General features: G+C 65.0%; 14 protein-coding genes. 8 read left to right on the forward strand and 6 right to left on the reverse strand.

Translation table 11 applies throughout. From position 1 onward, the window contains the following. Positions 1–1,023: zinc-dependent alcohol dehydrogenase family protein (locus AC1DBQ_RS04745; protein WP_476927404.1), on the reverse strand; the 1,023-nt coding region annotated here is incomplete at its 3' end. A gap of 40 nt (positions 1,024–1,063) precedes the next feature. After that, entirely contained in the window at positions 1,064–1,642 is a 579-nt protein-coding gene (locus AC1DBQ_RS04750) for a TetR/AcrR family transcriptional regulator (protein ID WP_476927405.1), read from the reverse strand. A gap of 95 nt (positions 1,643–1,737) precedes the next feature. On the opposite strand from AC1DBQ_RS04750, the gene AC1DBQ_RS04755 reads away from it, so the two are divergent. The 7 genes from AC1DBQ_RS04755 to AC1DBQ_RS04785 all read left to right on the forward strand — a co-directional run bounded on the left by AC1DBQ_RS04755 (position 1,738) and on the right by AC1DBQ_RS04785 (position 12,065). Further along, positions 1,738–2,949, forward strand: a complete 1,212-nt coding sequence (locus tag AC1DBQ_RS04755) for an MFS transporter (RefSeq protein WP_476927406.1) — start codon at positions 1,738–1,740, stop codon at positions 2,947–2,949. An 11-nt stretch (positions 2,950–2,960) separates the two neighbouring features. After that, positions 2,961–3,821: a 3-hydroxyacyl-CoA dehydrogenase family protein gene (locus AC1DBQ_RS04760; RefSeq protein ID WP_476927407.1), complete on the forward strand. Its 861-nt coding sequence runs from the start codon at positions 2,961–2,963 to the stop codon at positions 3,819–3,821. 310 nt (positions 3,822–4,131) lie between these two features. Beyond that, entirely contained in the window at positions 4,132–6,060 is a 1,929-nt protein-coding gene (locus AC1DBQ_RS04765; RefSeq protein WP_476927408.1) for a hydantoinase/oxoprolinase family protein, read from the forward strand. Positions 6,061–6,107: 47 nt separating this feature from the next. Then, positions 6,108–6,548, forward strand: a complete 441-nt coding sequence (locus tag AC1DBQ_RS04770; RefSeq protein ID WP_237563275.1) for an acetone carboxylase subunit gamma — start codon at positions 6,108–6,110, stop codon at positions 6,546–6,548. A gap of 27 nt (positions 6,549–6,575) precedes the next feature. Continuing rightward, complete coding sequence (locus AC1DBQ_RS04775) at positions 6,576–8,702, forward strand: hydantoinase/oxoprolinase family protein (protein ID WP_476927409.1); 2,127 nt, start codon at positions 6,576–6,578, stop codon at positions 8,700–8,702. A gap of 63 nt (positions 8,703–8,765) precedes the next feature. Further along, positions 8,766–11,120, forward strand: a complete 2,355-nt coding sequence (locus tag AC1DBQ_RS04780; RefSeq protein WP_476927410.1) for a hydantoinase B/oxoprolinase family protein — start codon at positions 8,766–8,768, stop codon at positions 11,118–11,120. A gap of 123 nt (positions 11,121–11,243) precedes the next feature. After that, positions 11,244–12,065, forward strand: a complete 822-nt coding sequence (locus AC1DBQ_RS04785; protein WP_476927411.1) for a hypothetical protein — start codon at positions 11,244–11,246, stop codon at positions 12,063–12,065. Between the two features lie 11 nt (positions 12,066–12,076). Here the strand turns inward: AC1DBQ_RS04785 and AC1DBQ_RS04790 are convergent, their stop codons facing one another. The 4 genes from AC1DBQ_RS04790 to AC1DBQ_RS04805 all read right to left on the reverse strand — a co-directional run bounded on the left by AC1DBQ_RS04790 (position 12,077) and on the right by AC1DBQ_RS04805 (position 17,775). Beyond that, complete coding sequence (locus tag AC1DBQ_RS04790; protein ID WP_476927412.1) at positions 12,077–14,887, reverse strand: winged helix-turn-helix domain-containing protein; 2,811 nt, start codon at positions 14,885–14,887, stop codon at positions 12,077–12,079. A 202-nt stretch (positions 14,888–15,089) separates the two neighbouring features. Further along, the gene (locus AC1DBQ_RS04795; RefSeq protein WP_476927413.1) at positions 15,090–16,286 is read right to left on the reverse strand and encodes an acetyl-CoA acetyltransferase; all 1,197 of its coding nucleotides are present in this window, start codon (positions 16,284–16,286) and stop codon (positions 15,090–15,092) included. Then, positions 16,283–17,002: a CoA transferase subunit B gene (locus AC1DBQ_RS04800; RefSeq protein ID WP_476927414.1), complete on the reverse strand. Its 720-nt coding sequence runs from the start codon at positions 17,000–17,002 to the stop codon at positions 16,283–16,285. Before AC1DBQ_RS04800 ends, AC1DBQ_RS04795 begins: the two co-directional genes overlap by 4 nt. Beyond that, positions 16,954–17,775 (reverse strand): CoA transferase subunit A, encoded by an 822-nt coding sequence (locus AC1DBQ_RS04805; RefSeq protein WP_476927415.1) that lies wholly within the window; start codon positions 17,773–17,775, stop codon positions 16,954–16,956. The genes AC1DBQ_RS04800 and AC1DBQ_RS04805 overlap by 49 nt, the downstream gene beginning before the upstream one ends. A 201-nt stretch (positions 17,776–17,976) precedes the next feature. On the opposite strand from AC1DBQ_RS04805, the gene AC1DBQ_RS04810 reads away from it, so the two are divergent. Further along, a complete protein-coding gene (locus tag AC1DBQ_RS04810) occupies positions 17,977–18,753 on the forward strand; it encodes an IclR family transcriptional regulator (protein WP_476927416.1) in 777 nt (258 codons plus the stop codon). Positions 18,754–18,899 lie beyond the last annotated feature (146 nt).

Raw genomic sequence — 18,899 nt, forward strand, 5'->3', positions numbered from 1 at the left:
TTCGTCCATGGCGCGGTAGGCCTCGGGTGCCTCCTCGAGGGGCATGACCGAGTCGAACACCCGGCCCGGGTTGATGGTGCCGTCCAGCACGTCGGCCAGCAGTTCCGGGATGTACGTCCGGGCCGGGGCCATGCCGCCGKCGATCGAGATGTTGGTGTCGAACAGGAAGCGCAGCGGGGCCTCGGCGCCGCCGGTGGGGACGCCGACAAAGCCGAGGGCGCCGCCGGGGCGGACGCTGTGCAGCGCCTGGTCCATGGATTCCTTGGTCCCCACGCACTCCAGCACGGAGTCGGCCAGTACGCCGCCGAGTAGTTCGCGGACCTTGGCGACGCCGTCGTCCCCGCGTTMAGCGACGATGTCCGTGGCCCCGAATTCGCGGGCGATCGCCTGCCGGTCCGCGTGTCGTGACATCGCGATGATCCGCTCCGCGCCGAGGCGCTTGGCGGCGAGCACGCCGCAGAGTCCGACGGCGCCGTCGCCGACCACCACCACGGTCCGGCCGGGGCCGGCCTTCGCGGCGAGGGCCGCGTGGTGGCCGGTGGCCATGACGTCGGAGAGCGTGAGGAGGCTGGCACGGAGGGCATCGTCCGGATCCTTAATGCCCGGAACCTTGACCAGCGTGGATTCGGCGAGCGGCACGCGGACCGCCTGGCCCTGGCCGCCGTCGATCCTCAAGCCGGTGTCATCCTTGCCGCCCCAGCCGGCCAGGTGGTCACAGGCCACCGTGACACCGTTGAGGCACTGGGGGCACTGGCCGCAGCTGACCACGAACGGCGCGATCACGAAGTCGCCCACGGCGAGGTCTTTGACGTCCGCGCCGACGCTTTCGACCGTGCCGATGAACTCGTGTCCGATTGCGGAGGGCTTGTGGGTGGGCTTGACCCCGCGGTAGGGCCACAGGTCCGAGCCGCAGACGCAGGAGGCGGTGACCTTCACGACGACGTCGGTGGGCAGCTGGACCGTGGGGTAGTCGCGGTCTTCGACTCGGATGTCGCCGGGACCGTGGATGATGGTGGCGCGCATGGGTGCTCCTCGCATGGTGGTGGGTGGGCTGGGACCGAGTTTAGTCCTCCCGGTCCGCCGAGGTCTGCTCGGGGCGCAGCAGCCGGGCGATCCTGTCCCGGACCCGCAGTTCGGGGGCGGATTCGTGGTTGAACAGGATCCGGTAGATCACCGGGGCCACCACGACGTCGATGATCTCCTGCGCCGCCGGCGCGGTTTCTCCGCGTGCCCGGGCGAGGTTCCTGATCTCCTCGACATGACCCTGCATCAGGGCGAAGTAGTCCCGCGTCACCGCGCCGTCGGCGAGCATGTCACGCAGCACCTGGCGGCCCAGCGACGAGGAGAATTCCTCGACGTAAGGCACGAACCAGGCCTCCATGTCCCCTTCCAGGGTCCCGGTGTCCTCCACCTGCTCGGGCAGCATCCGGTTGGACGCAACGGCGGCGAGGAGCCGCGGCAGATCTCCCCAGCGCCGATAGATGGTCGATGAATTCACGCCGGCGCGTTCGGCCACGACGGGCACCGACAGGGCCGTACGGTCCCCGCCGTGCTCCTCCAGCAGGGCACGGACGGCTTCGTGTACTGCCTGCTGCACCCGGGCGCTGCGGCCGCCGGGCCGGGGTGTCGCCGTAGCCATCATCACACCAGCTTAATGCAGATTCTGCGCTTTAGGTGGCCGCGAGGATATTAGACTCTTAATGCACAGATTGTGCTTTTAGTAGGTAGGGAAGAGCATTGAAGAACACCCGTATCGCGTTCTGGCTGCACGCGGCCCTCCTGACGGTCTTCATCGGGGCCTCGTCGGCTCCGTCGCCGTTGTACGAGTTTTACGCCCGGGAATGGGGGCTCGGCCTGGCGGCCGTGACGGTCGTGTTTGCCGTCTACGCCGTGGCGGTGCTCCTGACGCTGCTGGTTGTCGGATCCCTCGCGGACCACGTGGGCACCCGTCCGGTCCTGCTGGGCGCGGTGGGGCTTCAGGTCGCGGCCATGATGACCTTCGCCTTTGCCTCCGGGCCGGGAGTCCTCGTCGCCGCCCGGGCCTTGCAGGGGACCGCCACGGGAGCGGCCATGGGGGCCGCCGGGGCGGCGCTGCTTGCCTTCGAGGGCGCCGGACGGAGCGGCCGCGGATCTCTTGTGAACAGCGCGGCGTCTCCGGTGGGATTGTCTGTCGGAGCGCTCGGCTCGGCGTCGCTGGTCCGGTTCCTGCCCGAGCCCACCAAGGCTGTGTACTTTCTCGTGGCCGCGCTCCTCCTCGGCTTGGGCGCCGCCCTCGTGTGGCTGCCGAGTGCGGGCCGCAAAGCGCCGGGCGCCGTCCGCTCCCTAGTTCCGGAGGCGAGGATTCCCCGCTCGGCCCGCCGGACAATGGCCGCCACCATGCCTGTCGCGGCGGCCACCTGGGCGCTCGCCGGCTTCTACCTCTCGCTGGGACCCGTCCTGGCGCACGCCATGACGAAGGACGGCTCGGTCCTCGTGGGCGGCCTGGCGCTCGTCGCGCTCTTCGTGCCCGGTGCCCTGGCCATCCTCGTGGTCCGGCGCTGGTCGGACCGGAACACTCTGCTCACCGGCGTCATCGCCTTGATTTCGGGCATTCTGCTCACCGTGCTGGCAGTTCAGCTTGGCTCCGCGCCGCTGTACTTCAGCGGYACGGCCGTCGCCGGCGTCGGATTCGGCAGCGGCTACTTCGGCGCGATGCGCATGACGCTGCCCTTGTGCGGTCCGCACGAGCGCATTGGYATGCTCTCCAGCGTCTACGTCATCTGCTATCTCGGCTTCAGCGTCCCGGCCGTGGCGGCGGGCCTGCTGGTCCCGGTCGCCGGAATGAAAAACACCACGCTGATCTACGGTTTGGCCCTTGTGCTTGCCGCCGTCCCTGCCCTTGTATTGATCGCCAAGGGCACCCGCACGAACCGCATCAACTTGGCCGCTGGCCCGTCAGCAGCCTCCTGAAAGGAATCGACATGACCTACACGCTCCCCGCCAACATCGCGGACCGGCCCATCACGATCATCGGCGGCGGAACCCTGGGACGCCGCATCGCCTTGATGCTGTCGCTCCAGGGCGCCGAAGTGCGCGTCTTCGACACGGACCTGGCCGTGGCCAAGGCCGCCATTGAGTACATCGCCACGCAGCGCCACCGCGCCGTGGAGGAGCTCGGGGGCAACCCTGCGGTCCGGCTCGCCGCGAAGGACAATCTAGTGGATGCCCTCCGCGATGCGTGGCTCGTGGTCGAAGCGGTTCCGGAGAAGCTCGGCCTCAAACAGGCCCTCTTCGCCGACCTCGACCAGTTGGCGGCCCCCGACGCCGTGCTGGCTAGCAACTCGTCCTCGTTTGCGTCCTCCGAATTCATCGGCAGCGTGGGCAGCCCGKAGCGGGTCCTGAACATGCACTTCTACATGCCGCCGGCGGTGCGTTCGGTGGAGCTGATGTCCAACGGCCACACCGATCCGGGGATCATCGAACTGCTCATGGCCGAGCTGCCCAAGTACGCGCTGATGCCGCATCGGGTGCGCAGGCAGAGCACCGGCTTCATCTTCAACCGGATCTGGGCAGCGATCAAGCGCGAATCCCTCCTGGTGGTGGCCGAGGGCGTCGCGGACCCACAGGACGTGGACGCATTGTTCGCCGACGTCTTCAAATCCGAGACCACGCCGTTCCGCTTCATGGACGAGGTGGGCCTGGACGTCGTCCTGGACATCGAGAACCACTACTGCGAGCTCGCCGGCATGGAGAACAAGTCGGCCCCGATGCTGGAGGAGTACATCGCCAAGGGCTGGCTGGGGGTCAAGAGCGGCCGCGGTTTCTACAACGACTACGCCTGACCCCGGCACCCGACCCGCACCACCAGCAACGCGGGTCAGATACAGCCCATTAAGCCGCCCGGCATCGGCCGTGTCTGACCCCGCGTTGCTTTTTGGAGGGCTTCAAGGACTCTGACGCAGTTCATGATGCCCACGCGCGCCCACCCGGGTAGTCGCTCCGGCCCCGCATAGTCCACCCGGTCAGGTGGTTGCGGGCCACTCCGGCTGCTGAGCCACACTGAGACCAGTCCTCGGTGTGGCTTGGATCACAGTCACAAGTTGAGGAATACGCCGCTGGTGTCACCGCGCCTCAACATACAAAGGAGTATCAATGGAACGGCTCATTAACATCGACAACGGTGGGACGCTGACCGATATTTGTGTCTGGGACGGTGAGAATTTTTCGTTCACGAAGACCCTCACGACGCCCTTTGACCTCTCCCAGTGTCTCTTCGACGGCATGGCCAAAGCCTCGAAGGAGATCTTCGGCGAAGAGGATCTCCCCGGGCTTCTGCACTCAACCCGTCACATCCGGTACTCCACCACCCAGGGAACCAATGCCCTCGTGGAGCGCAAGGGTCCCCGGATTGGCATTCTCACAGACAGCCCCACGCTGGCCGGCGAGCTCCGCAATGGCGAGGCGGCAGCTGAGCTGTTTGAAGACCTCGTCGGCACGCGGGTGGCAGTCATCAACGCTGAACAGGACGTGGAGGAGCTTGCCCAGGAAATTGTGAAGCATGTCAACCGGCTGACGACCGACGGCGCCGCACGGCTTGTCATCGCCATGGCTGACCGCAACAAGGAGAAGGCCGTCAAAGGCGTTCTGCTCCGGAAGTTCCCCCGCCACCTGCTGGGCTCGGTACCCATGTTGTTCTCCTGGGAATTCACGCCCGACACCGTCCAGGGGCGCCGGGTGTGGTCCGGCATCATCAACTCCTTCCTGCACCCCACCATGGAGCGGTTCCTGTACAGCACCGAGCACCGGCTGCGGGACCACAAAGTTAAAAACCCGCTCCTCATCTACCGCAATGACGGAGCTTCGTCGCGGGTGGCCAAGTCCGTCGCGTTGAAGACTTACTCTTCCGGCCCGCGCGGCGGGCTGGAAGGAACCAAGGCCCTCTCGGAGGCCTATGGCCTCGCGCACGTTCTCATGATCGACGTCGGCGGCACCACCACGGACGTCGGCTCGGTCAAGAACTCGACCATCTCGACGGACCGCAGGGGCTCCATCCAGGGAGTTCCGGTGTCGTTCKAGATGAGCAACGTCCACTCCAGCGGCGTCGGCGGCAGTTCCGTCATCGCCGTTCGCGACGGCGTCATCACCGTCGGCCCGGAGAGCGTCGGCGCCGCCCCTGGCCCTGCTTGTTTTGGTTTTGGGGGCAAGCAGGCCACCATCACGGACGTAAATCTGCTTCTCGGGGTGCTCGATCCGGACACGTACCTCGATGGCGGTTTCAGTCTTGACGCGGAACGCTCCCGCGCCGTCATCACCGAAGTCATCGCAGAACCTTTGGGGATCACCCTGAATGACGCCCTGATCCGGATGGAGGCCGCCTACTTCGAACGCATGTCGCAGTCCTTTGCCGCCGACGTCKAGGATGCGGACGGCACAACGGTGGCTGCATTCGGTGGTGCCGGACCAATGAGCGCCTGTGGTGCCGCGCGGATCGCGGGCGTTCGTCGTGTCCTGGTGCCCAAGATGGCGGCAGTCTTCTCAGCCTTTGGAATCGGCTTTTCTGACATTGCGCAGACCTATGAGGCGAATGTCGCGGGAATGGATGCGCAAGACTTCGGTGCAACCAAGACGATGCTGCTGGCCCGGGCTGCGCGGGACATGTTCCAGGAGGGTCACGAAATTKACGACTGCCGGCTCGAATGGAACGTGGTGCTGGAAGATGCCGAGGGGCAGCTGGTTTCCGAGTTGCCGTACCTGGCTTCCGATCCGCAGCCCGGCACCAGCGAGCACAACACCATGCTGACCCTGACCGCCCGGTACCAACTGCCGCACGCATCAATCAGACGGGCCGAATCAGTGGCGAAGACGCCCGCCGTCGCCGCCTCCACCCGAAAGGTCCGCTCCGCTGTGGACAAAGTGGACGAGGTTCAGGTCTTCGACCTGGAGAGCCAAACGGCAGGGGCTTCAGCGGCGGGCCCGGCAATCGTCGAAGGCCCYTACTTCACTGCCCGCGTGCCGCATGGCTGGGTCTTCGACGTGACGGTCTCCGGCGACCTCATGCTCACAGACACCATCCAGAAGTGACCCCACACAACCAGCAAGAACAGGTGAGACACGTTATGCGAATTCCAATGACGGAATATCTGATCATCGATCTCGAGACCGAGCGGTGGAACTGCAGGGTATGCAACCAGGACCTCGGCGAGGCCAGAGGMAACTACAAGGAGGGGACACTGGTCTACGACCGGGACCCMACGGAAATCCACCAGTCGATCCTGGACCCGGAGAAGTACGAATTCACGTTCGCTCCGGACCCCACCTTCTGCCGGATTCTCGAGTTCTACTGCCCGGGGTGCGGGACGCAGCTGGAAACGGAGTACGTACCGCCGGGACACCCGCCCACGGTGGACATGCTGTGGGATATCGACTCGCTCCGCGAAACATGGATCAAGCGGGGCACCAAGCCTGAGGTCGTCATCAATTACGGACCCGGCGAAGAGGCTGTTGCTGATTTCACCCCGGCCCTCGGCTCATACAACACCCACAACCATTCCCCCCATTCGTTCAGCTAGTACTTGGAATAAAGGAGACCACTGGTCATGAAACGAATCTCCGTCGACATCGGCGGCACATTTACCGACTGCTTTTTTGCCTGGGAAGACCAGTACGTTGAAGCAAAGGCGCTCACAACGCACCACAACCTGGCCCAAGGCTTCAATGAAGCACTSGACCTCGCCTGCTCGCGCGCCGGGCTGGACCGGGACCTCGTCCTTAAGGAAGTCGATTCCGTTCGGTATGCCACGACGCTCGGCACCAACGCCCTGATCGAAGGCAAAGGCCCGCGGGTGGGGGCACTGGTCACCCACGGCTTCGAGGACACCATCCCGCTGTCCCGCGGCCGTGGCTACGGTGAAGGACTGGACCCTTCCAAGCAGCAGAACATGCCTGATGCCACCCGCCCTGATCCGCTCGTTCCCCGCGCCCTGATCCGCTCGGTGAAGGAGCGAATCAACTCCGCCGGCAAGGTGGTCGTTTCGCTGATGGAGGACGATGTMCGCACCCAGGTGCGCGAGCTCGTGGACGCCGGTGCGGAAGCGATCGTGGTCTCCCTGGTCAACTCGACCGAGAACCCGGTCCATKAGCAGCAGATCCTGGAGATCATCCTGGACGAGTACCCGGCCCACGAGCTCGGGGCCATCCCCGTCCTGTTGGGAAGCCAGGTGTCGGGCCGAAAGGGCGAGTACGTCCGTGCGACGTCGACGATCGTGGACGCATTCCTGCACGAGATCATGTTCCACGCGCTGGGGCAGCTGTCCAACAACCTGCGTTCGTCCGGTTACGACAAGCCCATGCTTGTCATCCACAACTCAGGCGGCATGGCGCAGTCCAACTCGACTGATGCCCTGCAGACCATCCATTCCGGCCCCATCGCCGGCGTCGGGGCAGCCCAGCACCTGGCCGACAGCACCGGCCTGGGAAACGTGATTTCGACTGATATGGGCGGCACGTCCTTCGACATCGGACTGGTCCCGGAAGGCGGCGTCAAGCACTACGACTTCCAGCCGACCATCGGCCGCTGGCTGGTATCGGTTCCCATGATCCACCTGCTGACGCTGKGCGCGGGAGGCGGCTCGATTGCCAGTTATGACCGCATCCACCACGCGGTACAGATCGGGCCGGAATCAGCCGGCTCGGATCCAGGCCCCGCGTGCTACGACCGCGGCGGCCTCCGACCTACAGTCACCGACGCTGACCTGGTCCTGGGGTACCTGGATCCGGACAACTACGCCAACGGCTACATCAAGCTGAACAAAAAGCGCTCCGCCTACGCAATCGACGAGGTCCTCGCTGATGACCTGAACATGGATACCATCCAGGTCGCCAAGATCATCAAGAATGCGGTCGACGAGCAGATGGCGATCGGAATGGCCAAAGAGCTGCGGGTCCGGGGATACCTTCCGGAAGACTTCACCATGCTGGCCTATGGCGGCAACGGACCCCTGCACGCCTGCGGCATCGCCGATCACGCCGGCATCCGCAGGATCCTCGCGCCGCCCTTTTCCTCGGTGTTCTCGGCCTGCGGCGCCGGCAACATGAAACCCCTCCATATCCATGAGCGCGGCTCCCATGTGGTGCTTTACAACCCCACGGACCGCAGCCTCTACAAGAGCTACGACGAGCTGAACAACGTCATCCAGGAGCTGGAAGCCAAGGGCAAGGAAGACCTCATCCGCCAGGGGTACGACGCCGCCGATATCCGCTACAGCCTCGAAATGGACATGCGCTACKGCAACCAGTTGGTGACCACGGCCGTCGTTTTCGACATCAACCGTGTGGACGGCGTCGCCGACGTGCTTCACCTKATCCGGACGTTCTCGGACATCTATGGCAAGCGCTACGGTGCCGGCAGCCAGGCTCCCGAGGCCGGCATCCGGGCCCAGACCGTGCGGGTGTCGTCCTATGTGGACGGGGACGTGGTCAAGTTCGATTCGATCGACTCCGGACATGACAGGACCATGCCCAGCCCGGTCGGCACCCGGCAGGTCCACTTCGTGAAGATCGACGGAGCTGTCGACACCCCGGTGTACGACGCAGAGGCCCTCCACCACCAACACGTCATCCACGGCCCGGCCATCGTCACCACGGAAAACACCACGTATCTCGTGGAACCGGGATGGCGCCTGGAACCGACATCCCAGGGGGCCGTGTGGTTCCTCAAAGACTGATCCCGTGCCTCACGGATCCCATCCAGACCTTCCAGCTAGTCCCATTGAAGGAGCTCGACAGCAATGACGCTTACAGCAAATGAACCCAGCACCTCCGGCCCCGCCGGACATACAGCCGGAGATACAGCCGGAGACACTTCCCAGCCGCTGACTGCCCAGGAGCAGCAGTGGGTGGACCAATTCATGGACGAAACAACCCTGTTTCTCGGCCCGGACCCGGCCATCATGCGAAGCCACCAGATCACATCACGCTCCGCCTACGAGGAAGAGTGCATCTCCAAGGGCGTGGACCCCATCAAGGTGGACCGCATCCGCAAGCGACTGGCCGGCGCCCTGGATGAGGGCTACGAAATGTGCGAGGCCATGGGTGCCGCTCCCGGCGCCAAATGGGGGGACCTGACAACGGCGATCTACACCGCCGAAGGGGACGTCACCTACCTGTCCTGCCACGGCGTGATMGCGTTCTCGGCGATCCTGCATCACCCGATCCGCTACATCATGAAGTACTGGAAGGACGAGCCGACGGTAGGGATCAACCMCGGCGATGGGTTCATCCACAACGATGCCCGGTACGGAAACGTCCACAACACGGACCAGTCCATGATCATKCCGATCTTCCGCGAGGGAAAGATCATCGCCTGGGTCGCCGCGACCATCCACGAAGGCGAGAACGGGGCCTGCGAGCCCGGCGGAATGCCGTCAGGTTCCGAGACCCCGTTCGACGACGGACTCCGGATGTCCCCGTTCAAGATCGTTGAGAAGGGCAATCTGCGCCGGGACCTGCTGACATTCCTGCAGCACTCGGTTCGCGACCCCAAGCTGCAACTGGCTGACCTCAAGGTCAAGATCGGCGCCGTCCAGCGCATCCAGGAACGCGTCGACAGCATCATCGACGAAGTGGGAGTGGAGACCTTTGTCGCTGCCCTGCGGGTCACCGTTGAAGACGTGGAGCAGGAAGTCAAGCGCCGCATCAGCGAACTGCCGGACGGAACCGTGTCCTTTAACCAGTTCATGGACTCCACGCTCAAGGAGAACATCCTGATCAAGTTCGCCTGCAAGGTGACGGTCAAGGGTKACAAAATGACGGTGGACCTGAGGGGCACGGGTCCCGAAATCCTCAACCGGGCCATTAACTCCCCGCTGTGCTCGGTCAAATCGATGATGATGCAGGCAATCCTRGCGTTCTGGTGGCCCGACCTGCCCCGCTGCACCTCGGCGATGTCTCCTATCGACATCATCTCGGATGAACACACGTGGGCAGACGCTGGTTACGATGCTCCGATGGGGCAATCGCTGCAGGCGTCGTTCCGCGGGTTCTCGGCCCTGCAGACAGCTTTCGCCAAGATGCAGTTCTCCAACCCGGAGAAGTTCTCCAATGTCCTGGCTCCGTGGTTCAACCAGATCAACACCTTCCTGTGGGGAGGCCTGACCCAACACGGCGACCAGGTAGGAAACCTGTGTGCCGACCTCAACGGCATGGGCGGCGGTGCCAAGGCATTCCGCGACGGTGAAGACGCCGTCTCACCGTTGTTCTGTGCCATGGCTGACACTGCCGAACAGGAAGTCATGGAAGAGGAAGTTMCTTTCATGCAGTTGGTCAGCAAGCGGATCGTCCGCGACAACCAGGGCTTCGGCAAGAACAGCGGCGGCATGGGCTACGAGATGATCGTTGCCGCGGAGGGAACGCCGATGTGGGGCTTCATGACCGTTACCTCGGGATCCAAGTTCTCGTCCATCACKGGAATGTTCGGCGGCTACGGCTGCAGCACGACACCGCTGGCCATGGTGAAGGGCATCAACATCTACGACGTGATCCGCAAGGACTCCAGCAAATTCGATTTGTCCATGGAGCGGATCATGAACGAGCAGCCCTATGAGGGCGGTAAGTACACCACTTCCCATATGGGGCTGCAGTTCGACGTCGCCAAGGATGGCGAGATGTACATGATTGCCCAGGGCTCCGGCGGGGGGTACGGCGACGTTCTGGAACGTGATCCGGAAGCGGTGGCCAAGGATCTGGAACTCGGCCGCATTTCACCGAAGGTCGCCACCAGCATCTACGGCGTCGTCTKGGATCCTGAAACGTTMGTGGTGGACCAGGAGGCAACCACCCGGTTGCGCCACGACTCACGGCAGGCCCGGATCGYGCGCGGCAAGCCGTACAAGGAGTTCCTTGAGGGTTACGTGAAAACCGAGCCCCCGAAGGACCTGCTCTACTACGGTTCCTGGGGCGACGACACAGAGGAACTCACCGCCACGCACTTCACGAATAACGGACCGGAACGGGTCAAGGCGACCATCGACAAGCTGCCGCTGATCATGCTTCCGKACCGCAGGGAAGTCAAGATCAGCGCCCTGGAGGACCGAATCCKCGAGCTCGAGCAGAAGCACGGGGAAGTTGTCCACCGTAAGTCCTAGCCCGTTACGGCACGTCCCGGGCTGCGACACAGCAACCCCAGAAGCCTTCAGCGCCGCATCCTCCCCAGCCAGGACGGTGCGGCGCTGAGGGYCTTTATCAGCCAAAGTATGGAGAAAGACGTCATGACCACTTCCACTGCCACCAGCCTCGCCAACGTTGTTGCCTCCCCTCCGTCGGGGCGGCCGAAAGCCGTGGTTTTCGACCACCACGAGTACGCAGCTTCCGTGATTCTTCGTGGCCGGCCCGTCCCGTGGGACAACGCCACGGCGTATGCGTCTTTCTTCGCCCAGGCACAGGGGCTGCTCCGGCCGGACGTGGCGCTCCTGGACCTGKACCGGCTGTACGGTCATTTGACCGCCGGCAACACCAGCCTCGAGACCGGCATGGCGGCCAGATCCCGGACAGGGTTCGCGCTGAGGACTTTGCTGGGCGACGATGACCTCAACCGGGCGGTGCTGGAGTTCGTTACCGTGTTCGCCAAGACAGCCCGCCAGCCTGTGGTGCTGCGCATCCCGTCGCCGATGATGTGGCTCAGGGGCACACACCACTTCTCGGGCGCGGACGATACCGGCGACCTCGACGCCGACAACGCCGAGAATGCCTCCATGTATGTCAGTGACTGGCTGCGGGCGTTMGCGGCGCTGCCCGTCGCGGGACTCTTACTCGACAACCGAACCCCTGCCGGCGCCTCCCGCGGCGTGCACGTTTCGCTGGAGACCTACACTCCGATTGCCAACCTGGCCGGCAACTACCGTTGGACGCTGGGGCAGCTCGACGACGATCAGGCGCGTCTGCAAGGGGACGCCGCGGTGGGTGCCTATATTCCTGCGGGGTTCTGGCTGGGGGCAGACGTGGAACTCCCGGCCGGGGACTTCTACCTGGCCGGGATCCCCAGCGCCGCTTCGCCGGAGGGCGTGCTGGCCAGACTGGAAACCCTGGGGTAACTGACCTCGGGTTACTTCGGCGGGAGCAGGTGCCGCCGTCGGGCCTCTACGACGCAAGCCCTTCGGTCACTGACGCCGAGAGTGTTGAACAGGCTCTTGAGATACCACTTGACGGTGTTGATGCCCAGATGCAGCTCCTGGGCGATTTCGCGGTTGGACCTTTCCTTCTCGACAAKACGCAGGATCATCTGTTCGCGCTGCGACAAGCCCGGTTCCGGAACGGTGGTGCCCGCGCCGGTGGGGGGAKATGCGGCCTCGGCAGACCACCGGGCATCGCGGTTGGTCTTGGCCTGGGAATCCAGCCGGATGAGGATACTGAGGAAACGCGGTAACTCGTGGCTCCCCACCTCCGGGGCGGGCTCCCGCCGCAGCCTGGCCGAGGTGGCGCGCACCAGCTCCATGCAGCCTGAGCCGCCATCGAGGACGGGCCGGACCAGGCCCAGCCGGGAACACGTCTCCAGGGCAGGCCGGAGCGTCGATTCGGCTTCGTCACGGTTCCCCGCCTGTTCGAGGGCGGCCGCCAGCAGGATACGGGCATTAAGTTCTGCCCTCGGCCCCAAATACGCTGCGGCCCGTGACAGCAAACGGCGGGCACCGTTCACGGTGTCCAGTCTGCCGGGGAAGTCCGGTCCCTCGTGCTCGGCCTCAGCCATGGCGGCCCGCAGCTGCGTGGCCTGTTGGATCTGGTGCCTGGCCTCGGCCAGCCCTTCCAGCCGTGGCCCGGTGGTGTCCGCCGATTCTTGGGCAACTGCCGCGCCCAGCACGGCATCGTGGGGTTCGGCGTCGATGGTCCGGGGGCTGATTCCCAACTGCACGCGTTCCAGATTCATGACCAGTTGGAGCCGGTCCAGGCCGAGGCTGTCGGCCACCAGATCGCCTTCATCGAGTATTTCCCGGGCCCGCGGAGTGTCCCCCCGAAGTGCCTTTATTCTTGCCAGCGTCCCGTATGTGGACAACATGAAGTCCACCACCCCGCCTTCGGAGCCCAGCTCGCGGGTTTCCTCCAGTAATTTCTCGGCCTTGTCGAGTTCGCCGCGTTCATACAGGAGCTGGCCCATCATCGCTCCCGCCAGCCGCGCCGCATGCGAGTATCGCCCGGCCTTGCGCCGGCCGAGTTCCACAGCCGCGGTGAAGTGCTGGTCCACGCTGTCCAGATCGAGCAGGGCGTAGGCGGCAAGCCCCGCGAAACACTGTCCGTACACGCCACTGAAGGGCCCCGAGGTGAGGCCGTGGAACTTCGCGGCCCAGCGCTGTTGTTCCAACGCGAGAGGGTAATCGCCGTCGTGGATCTTCTTGAACGTGGAGACGTTCGCTGCCACTGAGACGATCCAGGGCCGGAGCAGATCCGCCTGGGCGAAGCACTTCTCGTCCAGTTCGTCCACGTGGTTTACTCTGTCGCCATACATGTCGATGCAGCTCTGCACAACGAGCCCTTCGACGCCCAGTTCAAAGCGGTCGTGTTCGGTCAGGGTCGCATCGGCGGGCATCACGGCTTCGGCCCGGTCCAAAGCACTCTGGGCGGCTGCGGATTGGTGAAGCAGTGTATGGGCCCAGGCTATCGCCGTCTGGAGCCGGGCTTGCCCGGCCACATGGTCAGCCGGGATCTTGCCGACGAGAGCCAACAGGGTCGACATGCTGGAGTGTTCCACCAGCCACATGGCGCGGAATTCGACGATCTCCACCGCGAGCTCAACGTCCCCGGCGGCGAGAGCATGGTCCACCGCGTCGCTGGGGAATCCGTTTTCTGAATACCAGCGGGCAGCGATCAGGTTCAGTTCCTTGGTCCGTCCCGGGTAATCACGCTCCAGACGTCGGCGMAGGTAGTCCTCAAACAGGTGGTGATAGCGGTACCACGTGCCGTCCTCGTCGAGGGGCTGCAGGAAAAGATCCTGCGCCTGGATCTTCTCCAGCATCGCCTGGCCCAGTTCCACTCCCGAGAGGGCGGACGCCAGCCCCGCGCACAGCCGTTCCGGAACCGACGTCATCAGCAGGAAATCCAGCGTTTCGGGGTCGAGGGTGTCGAGGACGTTTTCGGCCAKATACTCACCGATCGAGGCGTGCCTGCCGGAGAGCCGTTCGATCAGTTCTGAGGCCTCGCGGTGGTCCCTGAGTGACAAGGAGACCAGTTGCAGCGCGGCGATCCAGCCCTCAGTCGTCCRGTGGAGGCTGGCCACGTCTCCCGCATCCAGATCGAGCCGGTTGACGCCGACCAGGAAGTCCTGAGATTCGTTTTCATCGAACCTCAGCGCGACAGCGTCCACTTCGAGCAGCTGGTCCCGCACCATGAGCCGGCCCAGTGGCAGGCCCGAGCGGGTGCKGCTGGTGATGATGAAGGACAGATGTGAGCCGCCGGCATCGAGCAGGCGTTCCACTACCGCCCTGGTTCTGGGCTCCGTGACCAGGTGCCAGTCATCCAGGGTGATCACAATGTCCTCGCCGCCCTCATCGATGGCGTTGATGAGAGCGGGAACCACGTAGTGCTCAGCGTCGTCGGGGCGCTCCTCCAGCAATTGCTGCAGCTCCTCCTCGAGTCCGGGCCCGGCTTTGCGGATTGCCTGGAGCAGATGGGAAAGGAACCAGATGGTGTTGTTGTCGTCCCGGTCCAAGGACAACCAGACGGTGACGAGGCCCTGGGACGCGAGGCTTTCCATCCACTGGGCGGCAAGGGTCGACTTGCCAAAACCGGCCGGGGCGTGGATCAACGCGAGCCGCCGTTTCCGGTCCGAGTGGAGCATCTCGGTCAGCCGCGCGCGGTGAACCCACTGGCCAACAGGCTCGGGCGCGCGGAACTTGCTTGACGCACTGGGTGGTCCTGTCGGCATCCGCCACCTCCTTGTGGTCCGGCGGTCGCCGGGAATGCATTTGGCCCTCTGAAATCCTATGGGAACCGCGGCATCAAAKACAGCGGTGACCAGCGGCCGCCCCTTCCCGCGGATTCCTGCCCCCGGCGCCCCCGCCACAAGCAACGCGGGGTCAGATATGGTCCTTCCGGGCCGGCGGTTTMTGACCCTGCGTTGGTTCTTTTTAGACGGCTTCGAGGACGCTGACGTAGTTGGCGATGCCGACGCCGCCCATGTTCTGCACCGCGGCCCGACGCGGGCTGGCCAGCTGCATGGCGCCGGCCGTGCCGGTGAGCTGCATGGCGGCGATGACGTGCTGCGATACGCCGGTGGCGCCGACCGGGTGGCCCTTGGCCTTGAGGCCGCCCGAGACGTTGACCGGGAGCTTGCCGTCMTTGAAGACCCAGCCTTCCTCAAGGGCCCGGGCGCCCTGGCCGCGTTCGGTCAGTCCCATGGCCTCGTACATCAGCAGTTCGGCGATGGTGAAACAGTCGTGGACTTCCGCGAAGTCGAGGTCCTCCAGGCCGACGCCGGCCATCCCCAGGGCGCGCTGCCAGGAAACCCGGGTGGCGGCGAACTCAGTGGGGTCCCGGCGCTCGGCCGGGAAGAAGTCGTTCGCCTGGCCGAAGCCGGCGAGCCGCACCGGCGCGGTGGCGCCCCMGGTCGGGGCAACGCTGAGGACGACGGCGGCGGCGCCGTCGGACACGGGGGAGCAGTCGGTGCGCCGCAACGGGTCGGCCACCATCGGGTTCTTGTCCGAGACGGTGCGGCAGAACTCCTCGCCGAGGTCCTTGCGGAGCTGGGCGTAGGGGTTGTCCACGCCGTTGCGGTGGTTCTTCGCCGCGATGGTGCCCAGGACGTCGCCGAGGTTCCCCATGCTGGCGCCGTAGCGCTTCTCGTAGTGCTTGGCGACCTCGGCGAAGAGTCCGGTGAAGCCGGTGGTGGAGGCCTTGCCGGCCATGTCGTAGTCCGCGCCGAGCAGGGCCGAGCCCACGACGTCGGCCCCGRCCTGGGTCATCTTTTCGGCGCCGATCACGAGCACCGTCTTGGCGGTACCGGCCAGCAGCGACTTGGTGCCCTGCTGGAACGCGGCCGAGCCGGAAGCACAGGCGTTTTCGACCCGGGTGGAGGGGACGTTGGCCAGCTGCTCCGAGACCTGCAGGGCCAGCGAGGACGGGAACGCCAGCGGCATCATGCCGGAGTTGAACTGGCCGAGGTAGATTTCGTCGATCTGGCCCGGCTCGATCCCGGCGTTGCCGATCGCCTCGGTGGCGACCTGGACGATGAGGGACTCCAGGGTCTCGTCCGTGAGTTTGYCGAAGCGGCTGTGGCCCCAGCCGGTGAGCAGGATATCTTTTCCGAACTGTTCGCGCAGGCTCATGCTGTGGCTCCTTCAAGGGTGCTGGTTTCAAGGGTGCTGGTTTCGAGGGTGGGGGCTGCGTGGAGGGACGCATCGACGGCGAAGTCCGCCTCGGTCTTTTCACGGATTTCCGCCACGGTGACGCCGGGGGCGAGGCGGGTGAGCGTGAGCTTCCGGCCGCCGTCGTCGCCCTTGTTGAGGTCGAAGACGGCGAGGTCGCTGATAATCCGGTCCACGCAGCTCAGGCCGGTGAGCGGCAGGGTGCATTCCTTGACGATCTTCGCGGTACCGTCCTTGGCGTTGTGTTCGGTGAGGACCACGACGCGCGGGGTGCCGGCGACGAGGTCCATGGCGCCTCCCATGCCCTTGACCATCTTGCCGGGGATGGTCCAGTTGGCGAGGTCGCCGTTCCCGGAGACCTGCATGGCGCCCAGGATCGCGACCTTGACGTGGCCGCCGCGGATCATGCCGAAGGATGTGGCGGAGTCGAAGATGCTGCCGCCGGGCAGGACGGTGACGGTCTGCTTGCCGGCGTTGATGAGGTCCGCATCTTCGTCGCCCGCATAGGGGAACGGGCCCATGCCGAGCAGGCCGTTCTYGCTCTGCAGGACAACGCGGACGCCGTCGGGCAGGTTGTTGGCCACCAGCGTGGGGATGCCGATGCCAAGGTTGACGTAGTCGCCGTCGTTCAGTTCTTCGGCCGCGATCGCGGCCATTTCATTCCGGGTCCAAGCCATGGTGATTCTCCTGAAGAAAGTAGGGGCGGCGCTMAGGCCGGAACGGATGTGGCCTCGGCGGGGGCTGCAGCCACAGTGCGTGGGCGGAYGGTCCGCTGTTCAATGTCCTTGACCCGGCCGCTGGCCTGGACGAGACGCTGGACGAACACGCCGGGGGTGACGATGTGGTTCGGGTCCAGCCGGCCGGGCTCCACGATCACCTCGGCCTCYGCGACCGTCACGGTGCCGGCCGTGGCCACCACCGGATTGAAGTTCTGGGCGGTGTAGCGGTAGATCAGGTTGCCGTCGGTGTCGGCGGTGTGCGTGTGCACGAGCGCGACGTCGGCCTTGATGGCGCGTTCCTGGACATACGTCTCGCCGTCGAACTCTGCCAGCGGCTTGCCGTCGGCGACAAGGGTCCCGACGCCGGTCTTCGTGTAGAAAGCCGGGATGCCGGCGCCGCCGGCACGGAGGCGCTCCGCAAGTGTGCCCTGCGGGGTGAACTCCACCTCCAGCTTGCCGGCCAGGTACTGCTCGGCGAAKAGTTTGTTTTCCCCGACGTAGGAGGCGATGACCTTGCGGACCTGTCCGGCTTCGATCAGGATGCCGAGGCCCTTGCCGTCCACGCCCATGTTGTTGGACACCACGGTGAGGTTCTTGACGCCGGTATCGCGCACCGCCTCGATCAGGTCAGCCGGGATGCCGCTGAGGCCAAAGCCTCCGACGGCGAGCGTCATGCCGTCCCGCAGTACGTCTTGCAGCGCGGCGGCCGCTCCGGATTTCAGCTTTGACATCGCATCTCCTCATTGAGCCTTTKACGCAATCCACTTTGTGGACTGTTCCTCTGCTGTTGGAGCCTACGGTGCGGAAATGGGGCCTGTCAATGGACGATTTCAGCCTAACCTGTGCCGTTTTTACAGTATGGACGGTAGACTGGTGAGCGTCCACAATATGGATGGTTTGAGTGGGTCTAACGCAAAATCCGAGGAAAAAACATGTCTTCATTACCTGTCCAAGGCGCACAAGTCGTCAGCCGCGTCGCGTCGCTGCTGCGCATTGTCGGACGAAAGCCGGAAGGCTCCCCGCTCGTGGAACTCGTCAGGGAATCCGGGCTCACCCGGCCCACCGTGCACCGGMTGCTTTCGTCGCTGGCCTCCGAGGGGCTGCTGGACCAGGACCCGCAGGGCGGCAACTGGGTGCTGGGTCCGGAGATCTTGCTGCTGGGGTCCGTGGCCTCGGCCCGTTTCCCGCTCGAGGACATCGCCCGGCCCAGCCTCCGGCGGCTCGCCGAGGAGACCGGCGAAAGCGCCTTCTTTTCCATCCGCCGCGGCAACGAAACGGTCTGCCTGCTCCGCGAGGAGGGAAGTTTCCCCGTCCGTTCCTTCGTGCTGCACGAGGGCGTGCGGTTTCCGCTCGGCGTTGCCTCTGCGGGCACCGCCATCATGGCCTTCCTGCCGGCGGAAGAGCAGGAGGAGCTGCTCGCGGACTGGCCCGCCCACGCGGGCAGCTTCGCGGCCGGGCACACGGAAGCGCTTGTCCGCGAGAACCTCGAAGCGACGCGGCAGACCGGCTATTCGGTCAACCCGGGGCTGATCCTGGAAGGAAGCTGGGGGATGGGCGCGGCCGTCTTCGACCAGCGGGGTTGCCCCGCGTGGGCGCTCTCCCTGACTGGCATCGAGCCGCGCTTCCGGGAAGACCGTCGCCCGCAGCTGGGGCGGCTGCTCATGGACGAGGCCCACCGTATCTCGACGCAGCTGCAAGGCACCCGCTAAGACCCATCGGAGCGTCGCAATCGGAGTGTCGCTGTGCTCTGTGGTCCGGCCTGGACGCCTCGACAAAACAAGGGCCGCGGAGCACGATGGTAACTGCATCCGGAGACTTCAGCTGTCGCTCTGTGAGCTGAGGTTACCCGCACCGA

The organism is Arthrobacter sp. 10T413_2 (assembly GCF_056394205.1).